General features: G+C 34.6%; 17 protein-coding genes. 8 read left to right on the forward strand and 9 right to left on the reverse strand.

What is annotated here, in order from left to right; translation table 11 throughout:
• The first annotated feature begins 120 nt into the window (after positions 1-120).
• Together folD and Dongsha4_RS01505 are read left to right on the forward strand one after the other, a co-directional pair.
• Positions 121-993, forward strand: coding sequence for a bifunctional methylenetetrahydrofolate dehydrogenase/methenyltetrahydrofolate cyclohydrolase FolD (gene folD, locus Dongsha4_RS01500; RefSeq protein WP_155083846.1), 873 nt, complete (start codon positions 121-123; stop codon positions 991-993).
• 202 nt (positions 994-1195) lie between these two features.
• Positions 1196-3181: a flavin-dependent dehydrogenase gene (locus Dongsha4_RS01505; RefSeq protein ID WP_330204024.1), complete on the forward strand. Its 1986-nt coding sequence runs from the start codon at positions 1196-1198 to the stop codon at positions 3179-3181.
• A 163-nt stretch (positions 3182-3344) separates the two neighbouring features.
• Here the strand turns inward: Dongsha4_RS01505 and Dongsha4_RS01510 are convergent, their stop codons facing one another.
• The gene (locus tag Dongsha4_RS01510; RefSeq protein WP_330205369.1) at positions 3345-4217 is read right to left on the reverse strand and encodes an MOSC domain-containing protein; all 873 of its coding nucleotides are present in this window, start codon (positions 4215-4217) and stop codon (positions 3345-3347) included.
• Positions 4218-4478: 261 nt separating this feature from the next.
• Complete coding sequence (locus tag Dongsha4_RS01515) at positions 4479-7175, reverse strand: TIGR03960 family B12-binding radical SAM protein (protein ID WP_330204025.1); 2697 nt, start codon at positions 7173-7175, stop codon at positions 4479-4481.
• Between the two features lie 126 nt (positions 7176-7301).
• Between Dongsha4_RS01515 and Dongsha4_RS01520 the strand changes: the two genes are divergently transcribed.
• Positions 7302-8528 (forward strand): DNA methyltransferase, encoded by a 1227-nt coding sequence (locus Dongsha4_RS01520; protein ID WP_330204026.1) that lies wholly within the window; start codon positions 7302-7304, stop codon positions 8526-8528.
• A 7-nt stretch (positions 8529-8535) separates the two neighbouring features.
• Positions 8536-9450 (forward strand): Bpu10I family restriction endonuclease, encoded by a 915-nt coding sequence (locus tag Dongsha4_RS01525; RefSeq protein ID WP_330204027.1) that lies wholly within the window; start codon positions 8536-8538, stop codon positions 9448-9450.
• A 182-nt stretch (positions 9451-9632) separates the two neighbouring features.
• On the opposite strand, the gene accC is transcribed toward Dongsha4_RS01525, so the two are convergent.
• On the reverse strand, positions 9633-10979 hold the full coding sequence (accC, locus tag Dongsha4_RS01530) for an acetyl-CoA carboxylase biotin carboxylase subunit (protein ID WP_330204028.1): 1347 nt from the start codon (positions 10977-10979) through the stop codon (positions 9633-9635).
• A 305-nt stretch (positions 10980-11284) separates the two neighbouring features.
• On the opposite strand from accC, the gene Dongsha4_RS01535 reads away from it, so the two are divergent.
• Entirely contained in the window at positions 11285-11659 is a 375-nt protein-coding gene (locus Dongsha4_RS01535; RefSeq protein ID WP_330204029.1) for a group 1 truncated hemoglobin, read from the forward strand.
• A gap of 61 nt (positions 11660-11720) precedes the next feature.
• On the opposite strand, the gene Dongsha4_RS01540 is transcribed toward Dongsha4_RS01535, so the two are convergent.
• Positions 11721-12206, reverse strand: coding sequence for a photosystem I reaction center subunit XI (locus Dongsha4_RS01540; protein WP_330205370.1), 486 nt, complete (start codon positions 12204-12206; stop codon positions 11721-11723).
• 187 nt (positions 12207-12393) lie between these two features.
• Here Dongsha4_RS01540 and Dongsha4_RS01545 point away from each other — a divergent pair, with 187 nt between their 5' ends.
• On the forward strand, positions 12394-12513 hold the full coding sequence (locus tag Dongsha4_RS01545; RefSeq protein ID WP_015220963.1) for a photosystem I reaction center subunit VIII: 120 nt from the start codon (positions 12394-12396) through the stop codon (positions 12511-12513).
• A gap of 77 nt (positions 12514-12590) precedes the next feature.
• Positions 12591-13247: a Uma2 family endonuclease gene (locus tag Dongsha4_RS01550; RefSeq protein WP_330205371.1), complete on the forward strand. Its 657-nt coding sequence runs from the start codon at positions 12591-12593 to the stop codon at positions 13245-13247.
• Here the strand turns inward: Dongsha4_RS01550 and Dongsha4_RS01555 are convergent.
• The 4 genes from Dongsha4_RS01555 to Dongsha4_RS01570 all read right to left on the reverse strand — a co-directional run bounded on the left by Dongsha4_RS01555 (position 13244) and on the right by Dongsha4_RS01570 (position 19973).
• Positions 13244-13906 (reverse strand): class I SAM-dependent methyltransferase, encoded by a 663-nt coding sequence (locus Dongsha4_RS01555; RefSeq protein ID WP_330204030.1) that lies wholly within the window; start codon positions 13904-13906, stop codon positions 13244-13246. The two genes, Dongsha4_RS01550 and Dongsha4_RS01555, sit on opposite strands and share 4 nt — an antisense overlap.
• Positions 13907-14020: 114 nt before the next feature.
• Positions 14021-14767, reverse strand: a complete 747-nt coding sequence (locus Dongsha4_RS01560) for an MHYT domain-containing protein (RefSeq protein ID WP_330204031.1) — start codon at positions 14765-14767, stop codon at positions 14021-14023.
• An 18-nt stretch (positions 14768-14785) separates the two neighbouring features.
• Complete coding sequence (locus tag Dongsha4_RS01565) at positions 14786-16081, reverse strand: response regulator (protein WP_330204032.1); 1296 nt, start codon at positions 16079-16081, stop codon at positions 14786-14788.
• A 922-nt stretch (positions 16082-17003) separates the two neighbouring features.
• A complete protein-coding gene (locus Dongsha4_RS01570; RefSeq protein WP_330204033.1) occupies positions 17004-19973 on the reverse strand; it encodes a hybrid sensor histidine kinase/response regulator in 2970 nt (989 codons plus the stop codon).
• 469 nt (positions 19974-20442) lie between these two features.
• On the opposite strand from Dongsha4_RS01570, the gene Dongsha4_RS01575 reads away from it, so the two are divergent.
• A complete protein-coding gene (locus Dongsha4_RS01575; RefSeq protein WP_330204034.1) occupies positions 20443-20904 on the forward strand; it encodes a hypothetical protein in 462 nt (153 codons plus the stop codon).
• A 1-nt stretch (position 20905) separates the two neighbouring features.
• Here the strand turns inward: Dongsha4_RS01575 and Dongsha4_RS01580 are convergent, their stop codons facing one another.
• On the reverse strand, positions 20906-23326 hold the full coding sequence (locus tag Dongsha4_RS01580) for a methyl-accepting chemotaxis protein (RefSeq protein ID WP_330204035.1): 2421 nt from the start codon (positions 23324-23326) through the stop codon (positions 20906-20908).
• Position 23327 lies beyond the last annotated feature (1 nt).

The raw sequence follows: 23327 nt of genomic DNA on the forward strand, positions 1-23327 counted from the left end.
TTCTCGTCGTGATAAATTGTTAGTTGAAAAAGGGAAAAGGTGTCAGGTGAAATAAAAAAGTAGAATGACTATATATTTTCAAGTATATTTGATTTAGTAAATATAATAATTGATCACAATATGGTAGCTCAAATTTTAGACGGTAAAAACTTAGCAAAAAAAATTCAATCCCGTTTACAAGCTGACATTGAAAAACAAGTAGCAATAAAAAATAGACGCCCCGGATTAGCTGTTTTGATGGTGGGAGATAATCCTGCTAGTGCTGTTTATGTGAGAAACAAGGAAAAAGCCTGTCAGAAAATAGGTATGGAATCTTTCGGGAAACACTTTCCTGATACGGTGTCTCAAGAAGAATTAGAAAATGTCATTGAAGAATTAAACTGCGATCGCAATGTAGATGGTATATTGGTACAATTACCCTTACCAGAAAAATTTGATGCGGTTGGCTTGCTTCATAAAATCGCCCCAGAAAAAGATGCAGACGGCTTACATCCAGAGAATTTAGGGAAATTAGTGAGAGGAGAAAAAGGTTTAAGAAGTTGCACTCCCGCAGGAGTTATGGAAATCTTAGCGGATAATAATATTGATTTAGAAGGGAAAAAAGCCGTTGTGGTTGGCAGAAGCATATTAGTTGGTAAACCTCTTGCTTTGATGCTATTAGAGAAAAACGCTACTGTTACCATTGCCCATTCTCGCACAGAAAATCTAGCAGCCGTCACCCGTGAAGCTGATATTTTAATTGCCGCCGTTGGAAAACCAGAAATGATTACTGCCGATATGGTTAAACCTTCTGCAGTAGTAATCGATGTGGGAATTAATCGCTTAGAAACCGAAGACGGAAAAGGATATTTAGTGGGTGATGTTGCCTATGAGCAAGTTAAAGAAGTAGCTAGTTATATTACTCCTGTACCTGGAGGCGTAGGTCCTATGACAGTGGCAATGTTATTACAAAATACCTATGACAGTTATTTGAATCGTGTGGAAAAAAATTAAATGATGGAAATAAGCTAAAACGCATTTATTTCAATTTTCACCCTTTGCCTTTTCCTACATCAACTTTTCTCTTTTCACTGTGCCTAACATAACTCCAAAATTTGAGGAGTAGTTAACGAATAGCAAAAACCACCATCAATTAGAGATAATTAATTAATAATCATAAAATCTTGATAAATATTAATTAAAATATCTCTTAGCAATGAAAGTTACAGAAATTTTATATATAGAAGTCTCTCAGCCCAATCCTAATATAGTTTGTCAGTGGTTGCACAATACTTGGCAACCGAGTGTCGGTAAAAAAGTTAACACTTCTGATGGTATCCGCCTAGAATTAGCTGACAATCATCACTTATCAATTTTTGTTTGGGGATTACAGAGAACTACATATTTAAAAATCTTTCGTTGGGGAGAAAAACAAGTATTAGCAGAAAATAAAATAAAAAAAGAATTTGAAAAAGCAATTAAAGCTCAATTTCCTCCTTATTATCCCTGCTTACCTGACATTGACTTAAATCAAAATAACATCTTTTCAGCTCTTGAATCTTACTATCCTGAAACTGTTAAATATTTTCAAAAAATGCCCCAAGGAGAATATGATTTAAAACGGGCTTATTGGTGGGAAAAAAATTGGCGTGAAAGCGTTAAAAATAAAGATAAAAATATAAATTTAACTCCTAAACAAGTTATCTTTAAAGATAAAACTACAGGTAAAGCAGACTATGATTTAATTTATGTAGGAGGTGCTTTAGGTGCAATTCATGCGGCTTTAATGGCTAAACTAGGCTACCATGTTTTATTAATTGAACGCTTAAAATTTGGCAGAATGAACCGAGAATGGAATATTTCACGGGAAGAGTTTCAGGTTTTAATTGATAATGGTTTATTTACAAAAAAAGAATTTGAATCAATTATTGCGGCTGAATATAAAGACGGTTTTAGTAAGTTTTTTGATGCCCATAATCCTAGTAATTTAAAGGCTAAAGTTTTGCATACTCCCAAGGTTTTAAATATTGCTATTGATACCAGTAGATTGTTAACTTTATGTGGACAAAAATTAAAGCAATATGGAGCAGATATTTGGGAAGAGACGGAGTTTAATCGAGTCACCATTGGCAAAGATTTAGTCACAGTAAATACGACTTATTCTCCTACAGAAGAGGAAAAAGAAGCGACAGGAAGATTGTTAATTGATGCCATGGGCACTGCTTCTCCTATTGCTTGGCAATTGGCAGGAGATAAGACTTTTGATAGTGTTTGCCCCACTGTTGGTGCTATTGTTGAAGGATTTGAGCCTGAAGTGTGGGATTTTGACTATGGAGATGTTTTATTTTCTCACGGGGATATTTCAAGGGGAAGGCAGTTGATTTGGGAATTATTCCCTGCCGAAGGTAAGGAGGTAACAATTTATTTATTCCATTATCATCAAGTCCATCCTGATAACCCCGGCTCATTATTAGAAATGTATGAGGATTTCTTCTCAATTTTACCAGAATATCGTCGTTGTGATCTGGATAAATTAACATGGAAAAAACCTACTTTCGGTTACATTCCGGGGCGTTTCACTGTTTCTAAAGATGATCGAAAAATAGGATGCGATCGCATCTTGTGTATTGGAGATGCAGCATCTGTGCAATCACCTTTAATTTTTACAGGATTTGGCTCATTAGTGCGAAATTTAGGCAAATTAACAAATCTTTTAGATATAGCCTTAAAATATAACCTGCTTGATGGGGAATCATTGAATCAAATTCAGGCATATCAAAGTAATATAGCCGTTACTTGGATGTTTTCCAAAGGGATGATGGTGCCTACCCATAAAACCTTGCCACCTCAAAGAATTAACTCTATGTTAAATACATTCTTTGGTTTACTTGCCTCGGAGCCTGAAACAGCAGATACCTTTATTAAGGATCGCACAGATTGGCTAACTTTTAACAGATTAGCACTAAAAGCGGCTAGTCAGAATCCTCCCCTTCTCCTGTGGATTTGGCAAATGGCAGGAAGTAAAGATATTTTTAAATGGTTAGGCTCTTATTATAACTTTACTATTGATGCGTTCAAAAACTTTTTACTTAGCCCTTGGTTTCCTCAATGGTTAGCCTCTCAAGAATCATGGCTACCAGAATATAACCCGAAACTATGGTTTAACCTTAAAGTATTCGCATCTAACTTACCTCAAAAATAATCAGTAGGGGGCGCATATGCCCCATGACGGCAATTTCTAAACTTAACATCAACAGTATTTTTGTTTTTAAAATTTCTTGCAAAATTAAAATTACTTTATTAAGAGAAATAGTCTATTTTCCCCCCTTTTTGTCTTACTTAACTTCCATAAGAAGTCTCTTATATCACCAAGTATGAATGACACCTTCTGATAAAGCTATCATATTTTGGCCAAACATAATTCCATCTTGAGTTTTTCTATAATTACTAAGAGTTAATAATGGCTCTTTATTAAGATTTCTTGCTCCCGTTTTTTGATGTGTTGTAGTTATTATACAACGACTGCAAGGTTTAACTAACTTAAATTTAATATAGTTAATTTCAATTTCTTCCCATGTATCTTCAATGAAAGGAGTATCTGTATCAATAACAATATTGGGGCGAAAATTTCTCATGGGGATTTGTATATTATCTTGGGGATATTTCACTTTTAATCGATGGTTTAATTCAGCTAAAGAAGCAGTATTTGTTAATAAAAAAGGAAACCCATCTGCGAAACTTACTGGTTGATTATCTTTTAAACTATATTTATTATTAATAGGGCGAATATATTGAGAAGATTGTTTGACTAAGTAACAATTAATATTTAATTTTAAAGCATTTTTAAACCATTTTGCTACTTCTTCTCCTTGATATATTCCCATAGTTTCATCTCGCCAAACAGTCACTTTTCTGTGAATATCATCATCTAAAATAGTTAATTCAAAGGGCGAAATATCATTATTTTCACTACTTAAAATTAGTTTATTATCACTAATATCTACTTTTATAGTTGCTAACTGAGGATATTCCCTCTGAGTTAAAAATTTACCTTGTTCATCAACTAACATAAAAGTGCGATCGGCTACGCCGCACCTTCGGTGATCTCCAATGGTATAATTATAAGCATCATTGATTAAACATAAACCTTTTGGTGTAACTTGTGCTGATTTAACTTCGATTCCTTGACAAGATTTAATAGGATAAATATACAAATTAACTATTTTTAAATTATTCATCATTATTATCTAATTCTTTGTTTAAATTTTAGTGATATTTTTCATGGATTAGTTTATATTGTCTAATTATATTCTTGAAGTTATTAAAAATCCTGCTCAAATAATTTTACACTGAGAATTTTTTATATTAATCTAATTTTCCAATACAAAATCAAGTTACATTGTTTAAATAGTATTTAAAATTACTATTATTTAATTAAAAATAAAAAACAGCCATATTGGCTGTAATGTTAAATAGATTTCTACTAAGTAATAAAATATTTATTGAGTTATATAATCAGCTAAAGTAATCCTCTCCCGATGGGCTTTCATGAGGGTTAAATCTTGTTTGCTAACTTGTTCTAGCATATAACAAACATGATCAGGAGTTAATAAAGAGCCATCATTGACAGCACTACCGAGATATTTTAATTTAATGGTATTTGTTGCTTGATCATCATTTTTTACTAAAGAAATATCATCAAGATTAACCCTTAAATTTACCATTTTTTTCCTGCCTTTTTTATCAGTTTTTGACATTAAAATTTCTGAAGAATTCTTCACATCTTCAATCCAATTTTGCCATTGAGATAGGCTATATTTATTATCACTAGAAAGGGTAATTAAATATTCAGCTTTATTCAATAATTGGGTAGCTTTAGGAGATTTAACGGGTAATTCTTCCACTGCTAAGATGGGTAATTGTGGGGGTAATTGAGCAATTAATTTCTGCTTAAATTCCTCTATGTCTATGGGGGTATGATTTTCAAAATCCACTATCTCCCCATTACTCGTCATCCCTAATGATAAAGCAAGGGCAATGGAAATTTTCGGTCCTGGATGAAATCCCCCTGTGTAGGATATGGGAATACCTGCCCTTCTAACAGCCCTGTCAAATAGTCTAACTAAATCCAAATGGCTAACTAAAGCCATATCCCCCTGCTTACCAAACCAAACCCGAATTTTTTGGGCTTTCTCTTGATTGGGTTGAAAATCTCCTAAATAGTCAGGAATAGGAGGAGGCGTTACCACTATATTATGACCAAAATCAGGGCTACAAACACCGCAACTACTGCAACCATCAAAGGCACAATCAGGCACAGTGGCTTCCTGTAATGCCCTTTCTAAGTCTTCTTTTAGCCATTGCTTCTCAATACCCGTATCTAAATGATCCCACGGTAAAGGGGCATCGTAAACCCCCCCTCTTATCCCCTCCACAGGAGGGTATTCCCCTCGCTCTTTGGGAGAGGGGTTAGGGGTGAGGGTATTCCCCTCGCCCTCTGGGAGAGGGGTTAGGGGTGAGGGTAAACCGTCAAATATATTCCATTCGCCCTGAAGCACTTGACGATATTTCCAACTCAAACCTGCTTCTTCAATGGCTTGATTCCATGCACCATAAGCCTTATCGATGCTTTCCCACCATGAATCCATACCTGCCCCTAACTCCCATGCACGACGTACTACAGGAGCAAGGGTGCGATCGCCTCTCCCCACAAAATCTTCAATGGCAGAAATACGCACATCAGTGTAATTGACTTTAACTCCACGCATTCCGTTGAATTCTTGTTTTAAAAGGATTTGTTTGCGTATAAATTCGGAAGTAGAAACGGAGTGCCATTGGAAAGGAGTATGAGGTTTAGGGGTAAAGTTGGAAATGGTAATGTTGAAATTGAGACGCTTACTGCTGAGATGACGACATTCTTGACGCAACCATCTGACGGTTTCCGCTATACCAATCACATCCGCATCGGTTTCACCCGGTAAGCCAATCATGAAATAGAGTTTTACCTGATTCCAGCCTTCCCTCACTGCGGTTTGAATACCCCGCAATAATTCCTCATTGGTTAAACCCTTATTGATTATATCGCGCATTCGCTGTGTACCTGCTTCGGGAGCAAAGGTTAAGCCCGTTTTCCGAGTACCACCGATAATATTAGCAATATTTTCATCAAAGCGATCGACTCTTTGGGAGGGAAGGGATAAGGAGATGTTTTCCTCATGGAGACGGTTTTTAATTTCGATGCCCACGGCAGGTAATGAGAGATAATCAGAGCAACTGAGAGATAATAGACTAAATTCGTTAAATCCTGTCTGTTTCATCCCTTCTACGATGCTATCTACCACCTCATCAGGCTCAACATCCCTTGCAGGGCGAGTTAACATCCCCGGTTGACAAAAACGACATCCTCTGGTGCAACCCCTTCTAATCTCTATCGTGAGGCGATCGTGAACCGTTTGCACATAGGGAACTAAACCGATAGAATAGGCTGGAATAGGTGTGGCAACTCTTCTTAATACCCTTTCAGGTACATCATCACGGTTAGGCTTAACGCTACCATCGGCTTGTAAATCGTAGAATTGAGGCACATATACTCCGGGTATCTGAGCTAAATCTAATAGTAACTCTGTTCTGGTTAACCTGTCTCGTTTGCCTTCTTCAATAATTAAGCCGATTTCAGGTAATAATTCTTCCCCGTCACCTAATGCCACGAAGTCGAAAAAGTCAGCATAAGGCTCAGGATTTGAGGTTGCAGTTTGCCCTCCTGCGAATATTAAGGGGTAATCGGTGTCTTTTCTTTCTTGCCAAGTTAAGGGAATATGAGCTAAACTCAGCATTTCCAAGATATTTGTCGCTCCTAACTCATAACTTAAGCTAAATCCTAAAATATCGTATTCTTTAACGTCTCTTTTTGTTTCTAGGGCAAATAAGGGGATATTTCTCTCCCTCATCTTGCTGGCTAAATCGGGGGCAGGTAAATAAGCTCGATCGCACATTTGTTGCGGTTGTGCGTTAATAATATTATAAAGGATAATATGCCCCAAATTGGACGCTCCTACTTCATAAACTTCAGGATAAGTCAATACCCATCTAACTTTTGCGGTGTCAAAGTCTTTATGTTTTGCCCCCAATTCGTTACCTAAATAACGGGCGGGTTTAAATATTTCTGGTGTAATTAGTGTATCAGATGCGATCGACATTATTAATTTAATTCTAAAATATGAGAGTTACTTTATTTATTTTAAAGTTTTATCAGATTAGTTATCAGTATAAGTTATCATAAATCATAACAAGGTTTGAATTTAAGGATAATCTAATCTTAATCGATGGTTTTACAATCTAGTATTCTGCATCAAATACCTATTAATTATAGAAATATCTCTCAAGAATTACTCAATATAGAAAACAAAAATAGAAGTAATATTTTTTCATGGAAAGGACAATTTTCACCTCAATTTGTAGAAGTTTTGCTAAAAAGATACTCTAAGGAAGATAGTATTATTTTTGATCCTTTTTTAGGGAGTGGAACAGTAATTTCTGAAGCTAGTAAATTAGGATTACAAGCATACGGAACAGAAATTAATCCCTCAGCATATACTCTTTCTAGTTTATATCAATTTATTAATATATTACCTACACAAAGACAAGAAATTATTGATATATTTTTAAACAAATTAAATGAAAAATTACCAGATAATAGTTTACCACTTTTTAATAATATTGATGAGAATTATTCATCAGAAGGAATAAAGTCAAAGATATTTAATTTAGGTCAATCATTTTCTGACTCAGCTTTGCTTAAATCTTTCTATGAAGCATTAATAATTTTCCTAGATTTTGATAATAAAAAATTAGATATTTCTGATATTCATAATCAAAGTAATAAGTTATCATCCTTAATTTTAAATTTACCATATTCAGAGAAAAAAATCAAAATTTATCATGCAGATTCTCGACAAACTCCTCTCAAAGATTCCAGTGTTAATTTTGTGATTACTTCACCACCTTATATTAATGTTTTTAATTATCATCAACAATATAGAAAATCAGCCGAATTTTTAGGTTGGAATGTTTTAAGTATAGCTAAATCAGAAATTGGCTCTAATCGTAAACATCGAAGTAATAGGTTTTTAACAGTGATTCAATATTGTTTAGATATTGCTTTAACTTTTCAAGAAATTTTGCGTATTTGCTCTCCTAATAGTAGAATAATATTTGTGGTAGGACAACAATCTAATATTAGGGGAGTTTCTTTTTTTAATGGTGAATTAGTTGCTCAAATAGCTTACCAAATTTTAGGTTTAGATTTAGTTTTAAGACAGGAAAGGGAATTTATGAATCGATTTGGTAGAATAATCAAAGAAGATATTTTACATTTTTATTCAAAAAAAGTTGAAGCTGAAACTTTTAATTTAAAACAGGTTAAACAATTAGCAATTAATTTTTTAGAATTAGCCTATTTGAAAGCTAATAATGATGTAAAAAAAGATATACAATCTGCAATTAATATGATTGATGAAGTAAATCCTTCGCCTTATTATAATTATCAGTAATAAAAATATGATAAATTTACCTAAACCTCACGGAGAAAAACTGTTTGCATTATTAAATAATGAAAAATTGCCAAAAAGTGATATGTTAAGAATCGAAAAGACAATTAATGAGTATCAAAATTGGCGTAATAAATTGATAAATATCAATAATGATGCTAATACTTTAGATTTAATGATCAAAGAATTGAATGAATATAAAAAATATATTGATGTTGACTTAATATTTGATAGTGAAAATGATTTTTTATATCGTCAAAAAGGACAATTAAAATTAGATAATTCTATAATTGAAGAATTTTTACCAATTTTGATTAATAATATTTATTCTGAATTTTTAGTGAATAAGGGTATATTTATTGGACCAACTCAATGTTTCTCTTCTTTATTATTTGAGTCAAATATTGCTAATCTTTATAAAGGAGGAGGAGTGAATATTCGTTCTAAAGATCAAGATTTTGCTATTAGCAGAAAAATTTTTATTCAAACATCACACTATGATGATTTTCGAGATAGTATTTCTTTAACAAGTAATATTGCTTATGTAGCTGCAGAATGTAAAACTAATTTAGATAAAACGATGTTTCAAGGAGGTGCCGCAACTGCTTTAGATGTTAAAAATAGTGTACCCGGTGCTAAATATTTTTTAATTTGTGAATGGTTAGATATGACTCCCATTAGTTCTTCTTTAACTGCTATTGATGAGATACTTATTTTGCGAAAAGCTAAACGTATATCATCCAATATTCGCAGTCAATTTAGTAGTTATAAAAATAGATTAAAACATAGAGATTATTTTATAAATTACCTTGAAAAATATCCTTTTTCTGCTGATGTCTTTGCTAGATTTTTAAATCAAATTGAAAAAGCAATAGGCAAAAATGACTTGAATATTAATGATGTATTAAATCGGGGGTATTTTTAGTATTTTAATCTTGATTATTAGGTAATTTAAAAAGTATTAAAGTGCGATCTCTCATCTGCTGTGGTTGTGTGTTAATGATATTATAGAGGATGATATGCCCCCAATTCGTTACCGAGATAACGGGCGGGTTTGAATATTTCTGATGTAATTAGTGTATCAGGTGCGATCGAATCGAATCCTTTTTATTTCAATAAATTTTGCTCAATAAAGTTAGTATAAACATTCCCCGCTAAAAATTCAGGATTGTTGAGAATTTTCTGGTGGAAGTTAATAGTAGTTTGTACCCCCGTAATAGCACATTCTCTTAAGGCTCTTTTCATCCGCTTAATTGCCGTTTCTCTATCTTCTCCCCAAACAATCAATTTACCAATTAAAGAATCATAGTAAGGTGGAATTTCATAATCAGGATAAACAAAAGAATCCATCCTCACACCGGGGCCTCCTGGTGGTAAATAAGCGATAATTTTCCCCGGATTTGGCCTAAAATCATGATCAGGATCTTCAGCATTAATTCGACATTCGATCGCATGACCTTTCAATTGTATTTGTTCTTGAGTAAAAGCTAGTTTTTCCCCTTGTGCGATCGCAATTTGTTCTTTAATTAAATCCAAGCCAGTAATCATTTCTGTTACAGGATGTTCTACTTGGATACGGGTATTCATCTCCATGAAATAAAAATTACCGTACTTATCTACCAAAAATTCTACAGTACCAGCACCGACATAATTAATCGATTTAGCGGCTTTGACGGCGGCTTCCCCCATTTTCTGCCTTAAATCAGCACTAAGGGCAGGAGAAGGGGCTTCTTCAAGCAATTTCTGATGACGACGTTGAATAGAACAATCTCTCTCCCCTAGATGAACCACATTTCCGTAACTGTCTGCTAATATTTGGAACTCGATATGGCGAGGTAACTCAATAAATTTTTCTAAATAAACTCCTGCATTACCAAAAGCCGCTTCCGCCTCTCCTTGGGCGGCTCGTAATAAACGACTTAATTCTGTTTCATCAGAGACAAAACGCATTCCTCTACCACCACCACCAGCAGTGGCTTTAATAATCACAGGATAACCAATTTCGGCGGCAACTCTAGCGGCCTCCTCCTCGTCCGTAATTAAACCCTTACTACCCGGAATCGTTGGTACACCTGCCTCTTGCATCGTTTTCTTGGCGGTGGATTTATCGCCCATAGCAATAATTGCCTCTGGGGAAGGGCCAATAAATTGAAGATTATGATCAGCACAAATTTGAGCAAAACGGGCATTTTCTGCCAAAAATCCATAACCTGGGTGGATTGCCTCTGCACCTCTAGTTAAAGCGGCGGCAATAATGTTAGGAATATTCAAATAACTTTTGTTACTGGGAGGAGGTCCAATACAAACACTCTCATCAGCTAATTTAACGTGAAGAGCATGGCGATCAATGGTAGAATGTACCGCTACGGTGGCAATCCCCATTTCTTCACAACTATGAATAATCCTTAAAGCAATTTCACCTCGGTTCGCAATTAAGATTTTGGCAAAGGGCATCGTTGATCATTAAAACTAATATCATTTGTATCATATTTGGTTTTGGCACTTCTGGCAATTGCTTCTTTTATATTGGGGAAAGTAACAAATTTTTTTTCGTTAAGGGAGGAATCATTAATCTACAGAAATACTTATAAATCAAAGGTTACAGTCTAATTTTTAATACTTTTTTGATTTTATGCAAAATAAACATTATCAACATACTTTTATTGCATTTTATTCATTTATACTCCTTATAAATATGAGAAGATATTAATAATCACTAAATAGCAATTTAGCAATCAATAAAAAGGAGTATTCCATCAATGAGTAGTTTATATGAAAAATTAGGCGGTAAAGAAGCTGTAGATATTGCCGTTGATAAGTTCTACGATAAAGTGTTAAAGGATAATAGAGTTAACTATTTCTTTGCCAACACGGACATGAAGAAACAAAAAGCTCATCAAAAGGCTTTTATGACCTATGCTTTCGGAGGTTCTGATACTTTTTCTGGTAGAGATATGCGAGAATCCCATAAACATTTAGTGGATAATATGGGTTTAACAGATGTTCACTTTGATGCGATTGCAGAAAATTTGATCAATACTCTCAAAGAGTTAGGTATCCAACAAAATTTAATTGACGAAGTTGGAGCGATTGTCGGGGCTGTATCCCATAGAAATGATGTTCTAAACCGATAGAAAAACAAAACCCTCTCTTAATTTTGGAGAGGGATTGAATTTTAACAGTAATTAACCGATATTATGAAGACCAAATGTTACTAGCAACTTCAATTAAAGGTTGTAAATGGGGAGTTTGACAGAGGAAGAAAGCGAAAAACGCACCGCCACAACCACCTAACAAAAAGCCACCAGCAAATTCACTCCAACCTTCTTTAGTAGCTAAGTCCATAGGTACTTCAGGGGTGGTCAAAGTTTCAGTAGGTTTGCCTACTCCCACCGCACCATAAATAGATAGGCAAATGGTGAGAATAGAAACTAAACCGATAGTTGCTAATAAACCAGCAGTAGGTCCATATTCAGTTAAACGTAAAGGACCTAAAACGGCAAAAGGTCCATATAATAAGTAACCGTGAGCCATACCTACTTCTAAACCACGACGGTTAGGAGATAAACCTTTGCGGTATGCAGGTAAAGCATTAATAAAAGCCTTAGTAAAAGCAGATCCGTTAACGGGAGTAGAGAGGTTTCCTACTTGGGGATCTCCACCGTGGTTTACTACGTCTATACTCATTGTTTTTTATACGATCTCCTTAAATTGGTTATCAAATAATTAAGTATTTTTAGCTTACTTTAACTTGATCGGAGTCTATTCACATTTTTTTGTTAAGAATCTTTATATTTGATTCTTTTTGGTTAAACTTAGCAGTAATATCCATCTAGGTTAACTTTTTTTAGTATAGGAAAATAAAAAAATGATTCTTGGAGATTTTGCTGCTTCTTTCTTACCTGCCATTTTAGTTCCTGCTGTTGGCTTAGTTATGCCTGCTGTTGTAATGGGATTATTATTCTTACAAATCGAAAGCGAGGCCTAATGCTTTAGGTGTTAGGGTTTAGGTGTTAGGTTCTATAATAGCTAAAGTTGTGAAATAATAATACGGATGAAAAACTAATAATGCTAATTACCGTAGATGAAAGTACCTTAATATTAGAAGCTGGTAAGGAAGTTATTTTTCCCCATCAAACATGGTGGGATTATGAGCAATTATTAGAAATTCGTCAAGAGAGGGTGCTTCCTAAGTTATCTTTTAATGCTATCACCCAAGAAATCCGTCTTATGTCGCCTTTACCCAGTCATGGAAATCGTGTTAATATTCTTGGTGATTTGGTGAAAATTATGTTGAATCATCAAGGGAAAGATTGGCAAGGTTTTGATCCTATCACCCTTAAAATGCCTTTGAAAGCTGGTTTAGAGCCTGATACTTGTTTCTATGTTGACAGTATGGAAGCTATCTTAGGAAAAGAAAGAATCGATTTAACTGTTGACCCTCCACCGGATTTAGCTATAGAAGTAGATTTTACCTCTATAACCGACATTAAGGCTTATGAATTATTAAAAATTCCTGAGTTATGGATTTATCGTCAAGAAAATTTGATTATTTATATCTGGGGAAATGAGAGTTATTTAGACAGTGATAAAAGTCGTTTATTTCCTGATATAGATGTGAAGAATATTTTACCTCATTATATTGAATTGGCATGGAAAAAGGGTTCAAGCGTTGCTTTACGTCAATTCAGTCAAAGCCTAATTAATTCAACAAACATTTAGCTCTTTCTTACAAGGGTTAATCCATCTCCAATGGGAAGTAAACTCAATTCAATTCTTTCATCTTCAAACAATCTGCGGTTAAATTCTCTCATTCTTTTGGTGCGATTATCGTTAATTTCAGGATTGGCAACTCTACCATGCCACAATACGTTATCTATAATCATTAATCCCCCTTTTCTTAATAAATTAAGGGATTTTTCATAGTAGTTATAATAATTACTCTTATCGGCATCGATAAAGATGAGGTCAAATTTTTCGTTATATCCTTCTTGTTTTAATGCGTCTAAGGTTTCTAAAGCTGAACCTAAACGGAGAATGACTTTGTTTTCTAAAGAGGCTTTTTGCCAATGTTGACGGGCAGTTTCGGCAAATTCGGGATTATTCTCACAGGCGATGAGTTGTCCATCTTCGGGTAAAGCTAATGCCATCGCAGTGGAACTGTAACCGAAAAATACTCCTATTTCAAGAATCTTTTTAACCCCTAATAATTTTACCAATAAAGAGATAAACTGTGCTTGTTCTGGAGCTATTTGCATTTTGCTGAGGGGGTGGGTTGAGCTTTTTTCCCTTATTTCCTTGAGAATAGATGCTTCTTTTAAAGAAACGGATAATAAATATTCATAAAGTTGAGGAGTAAGATTAAGAGTTTGAATCGTCATAACACAATGAATAAATTACAGGCAAGATGCCTGTTTCACGATAGAGAAATGATAATTTTTAATTGCTAATTGCTAATTCATAATTACTTTTTAATTAATTAATAGGCAATTATTCTAAACAGAACGATTCCAACTCGCATTTAATAATACTATATAAATAATGGCAAACATCCCAATTACGGTAATACCAACGGAAGAGCCAATTACTTGCGCATCCAAAAGGTTAGACTGTGATAGTGATAATAAAGAGCCGACATCAATTTTGAATTTGGCGGCGGCCATACCTGTGTAGTGCATAGAAAGAACTGCTCCTCCCATGATTAGAGAAGCGATTACTTTATATAAGAAGTAACGGGAATTCTTTTTCATTTGTCTTAGGCTAATTACTATCTTCATCGCCGCAAAGGAGACAACAATAGCAATTATCACGGATAAAGTAAAAATGATCGGATCATAATTAATGGTTCCTGGAACTCTCATGGCTGCCATACCAATGTAGTGCATTCCTGCGATCGCAACCCCCATAGTAATAGAAGCCGCTATTAAGGTTTTCAGGTTAACTAATGGTTGAGTAATAATATATAGACCTTGTACACAGCCTATTATCGCCGCCAAAAGAGAAATTACGACGATCAAAAAATCATAGCTAATCTCAACCCCCATTGAAAAAGCAGTCATAGCGATAAAGTGCATACCCCAAATACCCATACCCATAGTAATAGCACTGATAATTAACCAAGTCCAACGCTCAATACCTTTATTTAAAACTATTTCATTGGACATTTCAATAGTAAAAAAACCCGCTCCCACAGCAACGATCGCAGAAAGTATTACAAGAGGGATGTCGTAAGTAATATTCATGATAATATTTATTTATTCCTATAATAAGTATTTATTTACAATAACTAATAATTCTTCTTTCGTAAATGGTTTGGGTAAGAAGTCATTAGCTCCGATCGCTTCTATTTTTTCTTGAGTTAACATATTAATATTTCCACTCACAATAATTATAGGAACTTGCTTGAAAGTGGGACTGCTACGCAAGATTTGACAAAGACGATTACCGTTAATATTTGGCATGGATAAATCCAGCAATATTAAGTCTGGTTTACTGGCAAACAAAGATGGTAAACACTGCATGGGATTCGCTACCGTCAAAGTGTCATAATTTTCACTTCCTAAATAATCCTTGATGGTGTCTAGCATTACTTGGCTATCATCAATACAAATAATTTTATGAGTTTTAGAACCAATAGAAGGAGATGGTTTAATCGTAGAAGAAACGGGAAGATTATTTTTGACAGTATTGGTAGAAGAAACTATGGTTGACTTTGCAGAAGAAGATATATTTTCAGCTTTTTCTGTGAAATAATTTCCCCTAACATTACGCACTTGAAGAGAGGAAAGGTTACTAACAGACGGAATTAATGGTAATTTATCAAGGGGGGATTTGGGAGGATCTAAAATAATGATGCGATGTTTGATATAAGGATATAATACTTGAGCCAATTTAAAATCATCTTGTTTGAGCAGAAAACTAATATTTCTCAGACTTTCTCCTGTCATGGTTTTGACAAGTTTTTGTAAGACAGGAATGTTTAAAGTTCCCCCGGGTACTTTTGTTGATAACAGACTTATATTTGGGCAAGAAGGGCGCTGATGGGGGGAAGAAATGAAGGGTTTTAGTTTTTGCCATTGACTAATTTTCCCCTTGAGTGAGTCAATGATTTGAGTACCTTCTATTCCCTCATCATCGAATATCTTTGGTGCTTCCATTAATGATAGATTATTATTAACTTCCCATTTAGTTTGTCCTTCTGGTAAACAAATAAAAGATTCGATCGCATCTTCTGTTAATTTATTTAATAGAATATTTTTTTGCCCCCTATTGATTTGATTTTGTTCTAACAATTCTTGAACAGTTGCAAGTAATAAAAACGGTTTACTAGGATTTCTTAAATTAGACCAAATATTATTAGCAATAGGAATTTGTAAATGTATTAAGTAATTTTTAACAGTTTCAATAAACTGTAAATTATGTTGGGCATATTGTATTTTACCCTCCACTAAATAAATATTCCATCTAACGTAATTTGTTTGAATTTGTAAATGTCCAGTTTGTTGATTTTGACAAATTTTCCTTAGTATTTCCAAAGGAGGATATTCTTGATTCATTGGATATAAAAATAAAATAAATAAGTTTAATTCAAAACATGAAATTTGAACAGAACAAAAATACTTTGAGATAAGTAAAAATACTCAAAAGATTGAAAATATAAAAAGAGATTACAGGATCTCTATCTAATCAGAAAAAATTTTTATAATAAAGATTAAGAGAAAAAGAATAAATTTTAGCAACACTAATGTGTTTTCTTTTAATCTAAAACTATGGATGATTGCTGTTTAAAAAAATATAATTAGACACCAATTATAACATAAAATTTTATCGAATTTTTAAAGTTTTAAATAACCTACTTAAGTATAATATTTGAATCTTATTTTTTATATATAAATAAACTCATTAAAAATACATTTTAAATTTGACAAATGAATTTGGAGTTAGGAAGATGAGATGATGAAGGGAGAGGGAGATAAGGTTTCAGGTTTCAGGTTTCAGGGAAGATGAATTCGGAGTTAGTTAGGGGCGATAAAGGGCAGGGCTGTTTCAAAGTAGAAATACAAAAACGCTAAAACTATTGCCAGTAAAAGAATATAGGGTTTTAGAGCTTTGAGGATTAAGAAGTCGTTAAAAATGTTGAGATTGTCAATTTATAACCATAAACCATTAAAAACTATTGCAAGAGTGCCTATTCCCTACCTGAGTTCGATGAAAAAAGTATCGAAAAATAAAGCGCCCTCGAGTTATCATCGAGCCAATTTTGGAATAAAAAATTATTAAATTTAGGAAAAACTCATTTAAAATCAATTTATTCAGCTTTTTTGTCAATAATTATTACTTTTAACTCCGAACTCCGAACTCCGAACTCAGGTATTCCCTGCCTTAACCAAAAAATTTTAGAATGAAACAGCCCCCAGCGATAAAGGGGGGTTTGCCCATTGCCCTTTTAACTTTGCCTCTTGCCTTGTGCAATGCAAACTAGCTTAATATGAGATTTTTGATCGTTTCGAGTAATTCCCCCTCGTTGTAAGGTTTAGAAAAATAAGCACTTGCCCCTAAATTAAGAGCTATTTGACGATGTTTTTCGTTACTGCGAGAAGTAAGCATGATAATGGGTAAAGACTGAAATTCGGGTTTTCCTTTGATTTCCTCTAAAACTCCGTAACCGTCTAGGTTAGGCATTTCAATATCACAAATCATCCCTTGAACAGATAAGCCACTTAATAGCTTTTCTACTGCTTCTTGTCCATCTTTGGCTTCCTCCACTTGATAACCTGCCTTTTCCAGAGTAGAGGCAAGATAACGACGAATATTGATAGAGTCATCGGTAATAAGAATTGTGTTGGTATTTGGAGCGGCAAATGTAGGAGGAATAGAAGGGATAGAAGTTTGTTCTTCTGTGATAGAAGATTGAATCCAAGAAATAGGATCAATTAAAAGTAATACTCGCCCATCTCCTAATATCATGGAACTAATAACACCTTCTGGTAAGGGTATATAAGTTTCAATAGGACGAATGGTGACTTCTTGTTCTCCCCAATATTTTTCTACTTCTAACGCACCTAGGTTATTTCCTTCACCGACAACGATGGCTACAGATTGATTGATGATGGGATTACCTGATATTTGCCGAGATTGATAGGGGCGATTGAAAGTAAGAGTTTCTTTTAAGGATGTGAGGGGAATAGTTTGATTTTGCCAAGTTATTTGTCGAGAATTTTGCTCTATTTCTGAAGAAAGGTTAAGAACTTCCCGCACACTATTGACAGGTATAGCAAAAAATCCCCCCGCACTTTCGACAATCATCACCCTCAAAATAGAAGAGTTAAAAGGCACAGTTAAAGTAAATTTTGTCCCTTCTCCTATCTTGGTGGTAACTTGAATTTCTCCCCCTATTTCGTGTAAATTGGTGCGTACCACATCCATCCCCACTCCTCGCCCAGATAATTCGGTAACTTGATCAGCAGTGCTAAAACCAGCGTCAAATATATGATTTACCAGTTGATGAGAGGACATTTGCTGTATTTGCTCTGGGCTAAAACCCATTTCTTGGAGTCTTTGACTGATTTTGTCCAAGTTAATTCCTGCCCCATCATCTTCAATGGTAATAATGGTTTTTGTTCCTCGGTTGACGGCACTTAATTTGATGTTCCCCATGGTGGCTTTTCCTTTTTCTTGACGAGTTTGGGGAGATTCTATTCCATGATCAAAGGCGTTGCGAATTAAATGTACCATAGGTGCATTTAGGGATTCAATAAAAGTGCGATCGAGCAGGGTGTTTTTTCCTTCAATGGAGAGGTTTACTTGTTTATGATATTGAATACTTAAGTCTCGCATCAAACGGGGAAAGCCTTTAACTAAGTCGCTGAAAGGGCGCATTTGAATTTGAGTTACATTTTTTTGCAGCGATCGCATCGTTTGATTTAGTTCTTGCATGCCTCGGTTTACTTCCAGCAGTTCCAAGTTAATATCAGTTCCCACCTCTTTTAACTGTACAATCGTCTCTATTTGCCCCTGAGAAATCAAATGAACATCAGTGTATCTGTCCATTTCTAAAGCGTCAAACTGTTCATTTAAAGGACTACTGGGAAGGTTTTTTGAGGCAATACCAACCCCTTGGGCAACGGTAATTAAATCTGCGATGGAAGTGCGATCGTACCAATCACGCAAAAGGCGATTAGAATCTTCTAATTTACTCATCCGTTGATTCATCAATTCCACAAAGTTTTTTAATTGCTCTAAATGGGAATTGACCCGATTTCGCTCTAAAATTAACTTGCCAAATAAATTATTTAACTGCTCAATCTGTTCTGTGGAAATTCTGACAGTTTGACGGCTAGAAGTTTTGGAAATAGTGGGCTTTGCTTGATTAACAACGGGGGTATTAATTTCTTCAGGTGTTTCACTAATTGCCTCAGATAAAGCGTTTTCCAATAAGGCTAATTCTTCTTCGGGTATTAACAACTCCTCAGTATCTTCTCGGTTGTCATTCGTTACCAACTCTTCCTCCAAGGATATTTCCTCAGAAGTTAAGTTATCGAGGGCATCACTCAGAGAAGATAAATCATTTTCATCGAATGTTTCTTCTGGAGAAAATAAGTTTGCTGTGGTAACGGTATCAAGGGCATCCGTCAAGGAGGATAAATCATCTTCATCCCAACTAACTAAATCTTCCTCTGGGGGCATAAAAGAGACATCTAAGCTAGAAGGTAATTTATCTAAACTACCACGCATAACTAAAGCAAGAGTGCGTCGCCAAGACTTTATTGCTTCATCACAAAGAGTTTTAATATTTTCCGTTTCAATAATTTCAGCTTGTTGTTGAATAGATTGACAAAGCTCTATAACTGAGTTTAATTCCGCTAACTGAGCACAGAAGGATAGTTGTTCACAGGTGGATTGCAAAGCAAATTTTAATTCCTCGACCGATAAATTTTCCATCGACTGAGCAAAATTATCAATAATAGCCTGCGCCCCTTCCTCAAACATCAAAGAAGCCGAATCAACCTGTTCATTTTGAGTAAACAAAAAATCCTCATCTTCTGGAGTAAGTTCTCCTAAATATTCTTGTAAGCCCGTGAAAATAATCTCCAAATCTCGACTTAAATTTTCGTCTATCTCTAATCCATGACGATGCAAATCACTGATGTGACGCATTTGATCTACGCCTTGTAATAATAAAGTTTCGATCGCAACATCAATATTAGTCGAGTAATAATGTACCCGTAAAATTTTCAAAAAATCTTCTAAACGATGGGCAACTTCACTTAAAGTCATAAATCCCATCATCCCCGCTCCCCCTTTCACTGAGTGGGCCGCCCTTAACGCTAAGTCTATTTTTTCCGTTTCCGCAACAGTAGAACTAATATGCAATAAAGCAGATTCAATACTATCAAAACACTCCTCGGCTTCATCGAGGAAATTCATTTTTATTTGTTCTTGATCCATTTTTTTATTGATTTATTTAGTTTTTTCGTATGTGAGGGTAAGTGCGGGCAGCGTAGTTGTGCCTTTGGCATCGCACTGGAATGGCAATTTCATTTTAAAATCGGAAGTATAATTAATTTATGTAACTTATTTTAAGAACATTTTATCGAGAGAGTGAACTAAGATAAAAATATCAAATTTTAGGAGGAAAAACCAATGACAAAATTGCAAATTAAAGAAAAAATTAATAACTATTTAGATAAATTACTACCTCCAAATTAGAAGAAATAGCTAGTTATATTGAAAATAATTATTCAACAGAAAAATTGACCTATCAATCAAAAAAACAACCATCGTCGTCATTGGGGAAAAAATTAAGGGCAATTAGAGTAAAAATTATCGCTGAAGGAGAACCTTTATTAACTGCTGAACAGGTGGAAATAGAAAAAAAAGAGACAAGGAGAATGCTGGCAAAGTTAATCCAATAATTATGAAAAAGACCTTTATTGACTCAGGGGTATTAATTTTTGCCGCTAGGGGCGAAGGAAAATTAGCAGAAAAAGCCCTATCAGTATTAGAAGATTCAGAAAGAGAGTTCGCTTCTAGTATTTTTATTCAATTAGAAATATTACCCAAGGCTATTTATAATAAAAAACAAGCTGAAATAGAATTTTATCAAACTTATTTTGAAGCAGTATTTTATTGGGCTACAGACTTAGAAAATATAATAAAAAAAGCATTAGAGGAAGCTAGTAATTATGGTACAGAGCAATGGATTCTTTACATATTGCATCAGCTAAGTTACTTCAAGTTGATGAATTTATCACTAATGAAAAAACAAATAAATCCATTCATCGTAGCCAAAGCATTAACATTATCTCCTTTTATGATTTATAACATTGTTCACGCACTCCTAATTCCTAATAAAAATAATCGAAGATTCTATATCTAACTCAATTAATGACGGTATTTTCCTCGCTGACTTTAAACTGCTCTACCGCCGACTCTAACTGTTGAGCAATTTGTGATGTGGCTTGGATTGACTCCACAATTTTTTGTGAATAGTCTAATCTTTCCTCTGACTGGTTGGCTATTTGTTCCATTAATTCTTGTACGGTTTGGGATGTTTGAGCCTGAGAGACAGTGGATTGAGAAATACTTTGCATTAACTGGTTAATATTACGAGAGCGAGTTAAAACTTGTTCTAATTGTTGTTTTGTTGCTTCTACTACTTGGGTTGTACTTACTACTTGGGTTGTACCAGACTCCATTGCATTGGTTACTTCTTGGGTTTCTCTTTGAATTTCTGTTACGATTTTAGCAATTTCCTTGGTTGCTGAGGCAGATTGCTCCGCTAATGCCCCAACTTGTTCCGCTACCACCGTAAAACCTTGCCCTTGTTCTCCTGCTCGACTCGCTTCCACACTGGCGTTAATGGCAAGAAGGTTTGTTTTTAAAGCAATTTCTTCAATTAAAGACACCACCTGAGAAATTTTTTGAGAAGATTCCCCCAAGCGTTTCATTTTTTTTGCAGTTTCTCCTACAGTATTTCTGAGACTAACAATAGTATCTACCGTTGCATCCATACCTTTGGAACTTTCTTCGGTGGCAGAATAAGCATCATCTGCAAGGGTGGCGGCTTGGTTCGCACTTTGTGCAATTTTGGCGATAGTTTCTGACATATTTTTTACTGATACTAATGTATCCATAGTTTTATAGTTTTCTTCGATCGCCTCTTTAGTCAATTCTTTGATGGATTGTTCATCTTTTTCTAAAGCGGAAATTACTTGTTTACTAGATTTTTGTACTTGAGAAGCAATATCTTGTAAACTATCGAGAATAGCATTACACAAATCGGCGACGGTACTCATTTCCATCGAACTTAAACTTGCTCTCACCGTTAAATCTCCATCTACTGCATCTTGTAAGTCTTCTAGTAGTTGGTAAATCCCCATTTCTAGTTTTTCTTTTTCTTCTATTTGTTGATTGGCGATCGCTTCTTGTTCTTGAATAAGTTGTTTTACCCGTTTTACTAAACCATTAAAATTATAAGCAAGAATACGATTTTCTTCTGTTCCTTCTAAAGTTGCCTCAACTTCTAAATCTCCTTGTGCTACCTCTTTCGCTTTATTAGTTAAATTGATTAGAGGTTCAGAAAAGTTTTGTGCTAAAAGAATAATACTAGCAATGGCAAGAATGGCTAAGAAAAAAGTAAGAGAACCAAAAATAAAAGCTAATTGATTTCCCTCTCGATAAATCTCACTTTGATCAACAGAAATTACTCCTAAAAAATTAGTTTCAGGAATAGGCAACATTTTAAAAAATCGTCCATTCAACTGAAAAGTTAGCACCGTCAAATCTTGTGCTTTTCTTAGTTCTCTTAAATCTACATTTGATAAATTTGGTATTTGGTTTAATTGATTTTGTAATTCAAGGAGATTATTATTCGACTGATTTTCTAACATGATTTTGCCCACCTGAGCGACAACCTCACCCCCAACAATTTCTTCCTTCGGTATATTAAAAGTCTCTGGTGCGATCGAATTTAATACATTTCCTGTTTGACCATCAATAATCTGCAATACTGTTGTACCTACAATTTCTCTATTTAAAAAATTAGTCAAAGTTTGTTGTAAAGTTTGTGTTGGTACACTAATCTTAGCAACTCCTAACACTGCCCCATTGTTCGATTCATTTAAGGTGCTTACCGTCTCAACCACAACGGTGTTGGTTGACTCATCTAATACCGAATCAAGAATTTTTTCCCCCTCTTTACTACCTATCTGCCACCATTGCTCATCACTTTGCACAAAATCACTAGGAGTGGAACTATAAGCAACATTAAAGCCATTGGGGTCAGTAATAATAATTTCTGAGATACCCCGACTTTGAGATAATCCTTTAAGATAATTATTAAGAGTTACATTCGGTGTCAATAACTTATTTTGAGCAAAATTACTTTCTAACTGAGGAATAGACTGTTGCAATAATCCTTGAGATTCAACAATTTGGCTACTATCTTCTATTGCCTGAATAATCAAGGGATTTGTCTGTAATTCTTCTCTTAGCTTTAAGGCATTTTGAAAATATCCTCCCGTTATCTCCTCACCTAAAATAGCAATTTCTTCTAGGCGATTTAACTCATCTCTTTCTGCTCTGTAGCTCGTGATATTTACAGTTATAGAAGTAGCAACAATTAAAGGAATTAAAGTAGTGGGTAAGATTGTCGTTAATAGTCTTTGTCTAAAAGTTCCCCCCTTTTTGATAATATCTTCACCCTCTGGCTTATTTTGCCCTGAAGGTTGCAGGAAAGAAATATCTTCTTTTTCTGAAGATTCGTTTTGTAGGGGAAAAGTAGAATTGGGACTAATCATT

The organism is Cyanobacterium sp. Dongsha4 (assembly GCF_036345015.1).
Lineage (GTDB): Bacteria > Cyanobacteriota > Cyanobacteriia > Cyanobacteriales > Cyanobacteriaceae > PCC-10605.